This window comes from Azotobacter armeniacus (assembly GCF_054779355.1).
Map to the genome: position 1 here is coordinate 1 of NZ_BAAGYK010000054.1, position 1,631 is coordinate 1,631.

Annotated in this window: 1 protein-coding gene; it reads left to right on the top strand. The window is 63.4% G+C overall.

Annotated elements, in window-relative coordinates:
- On the top strand, positions 1 to 1,573 hold a 1,573-nt coding region (gene ltrA / locus ACYVD0_RS11005), incomplete at its 5' end, for a group II intron reverse transcriptase/maturase (protein ID WP_460426858.1).
- Positions 1,574 to 1,631: the final 58 nt, after the last annotated feature.

Genomic DNA, 1,631 nt, shown 5'->3' on the forward strand with positions numbered 1-1,631 from the left:
CGGAAGCTGGGAGGTCTCGCCCGTGTCTGGTGCCGACAAGCCAGACGGGGCAGGAAAGGCCACAAGCCGAACGCCTGCCGCCTACGCGGGCGAGAAGTCGGACAACCCCATAGTACCGGAGAAGTCGTCGAACAAGGGGCTTGGCCCGGCGGAGACGATGGAGGGAAGGGGGTTGGCCAAGGGAAATCGCGAGCCGTCTTCCGCACCCCGGACGCAGAGCCGGCCCCGTGCGTTGTCAGGGCTGCCCGCGATACGTCGAGTAGCTCGCCTGGATCGGCGAGCGCGTTTCACGGCCCTGTTGCACCACATCACGGTTGAATTGCTGCACGAGAGCTTCCATGCGCTCAAGCGGGAAGCAGCCAGTGGGGTCGACGGGGTTTCGTGGCGGGACTATGAGCAGGGTCTTCTTCCCAGGCTCGAAGCACTGCACCGTCGTGTGCACACAGGCCGCTATCGGGCCAGGCCGGTACGACGGGTAAGCATCCCGAAGGCCGATGGCAACGAGCGCCTGTTGGGCGTCACGGCGCTGGAGGACAAGATCGTCCAGATGGCGGTGGCGAGGGTGCTGGAAGCGATCTACGAAGAGGACTTCCTGGGATTCTCTTATGGATTTCGCCCTGGTCGAGGGCAGCATGATGCATTGGACGCGCTGTCTGTCGGGATACAGACACGCCGGGTCAGATGGATTCTGGATGTCGACATCCGTTCGTTCTTCGACAGCATCGACCATGATTGGATGATGTGCTCCCTGGAGCACCGGATCGCCGACCGGCGAATCCTCGGACTGATTGCCCGGTGGTTGCGCACGGGAGTGATGGAGAATGGGCGTCGGATCCCGGCGAGGCAGGGGACTCCGCAAGGTGCCCCGATTTCGCCGCTGCTGGCCAACATCTACCTGCACTACGTGATGGATCTGTGGGGGTGCCAATGGAGACGGCGACACGCCCGGGGAGACATGATTGTGGTCCGCTATGCGGATGACAGCGTCCTGGGTTTCGAGAGCCGCGCCGAAGCGGTGCGGTTTCATCGGGCACTGGAAAGGCGTCTTGCCGACTTTGGTCTGACGCTGCACCCCGGCAAGACCCGCCTGCTGCGTTTCGGATGGTTTGCTGTGGAGGATCGGCGCAAGCGAGGCGAGGGAAAACCCGAAACCTTCGACTTCCTGGGTTTCACGCACTACTGCTCGCGTGGCAGGAACGGTCGGTTCGAGGTGGGGCGCAAGACCATCAGGAAACGCATGGCCGCCACACTCAGGGATATCCGCGAGACATTGCACAGGCGCCGACACGAGCCGATCCAGGCGCTCGGGTGCTGGCTGGGCCGGCTCTATAGAGGGCATTGCAACTACTTCCATGTACCGGGGAACACGCGGCAGGTGGAAGCCTTCCGCCGCGAGATCATCGGGGCCTGGATGCATGCCCTGAGACGGAGAGGCCAGCGACACAGGCTGACCTGGGAGCGTCTGAAGGCCCTGGCCAGGGTGTTCATACCCTACCCCCGGCATCTGCCGATGCATCCTTATCCAGTAGTCCGCTTTGGCGTCAAGACCCAAGGCAGGAGCCGTATGCGGTAATGCCGCACGTACGGATCTGTGCGGGGGGAGGCAGGCGACTGCCTTTCCTACCGCGACC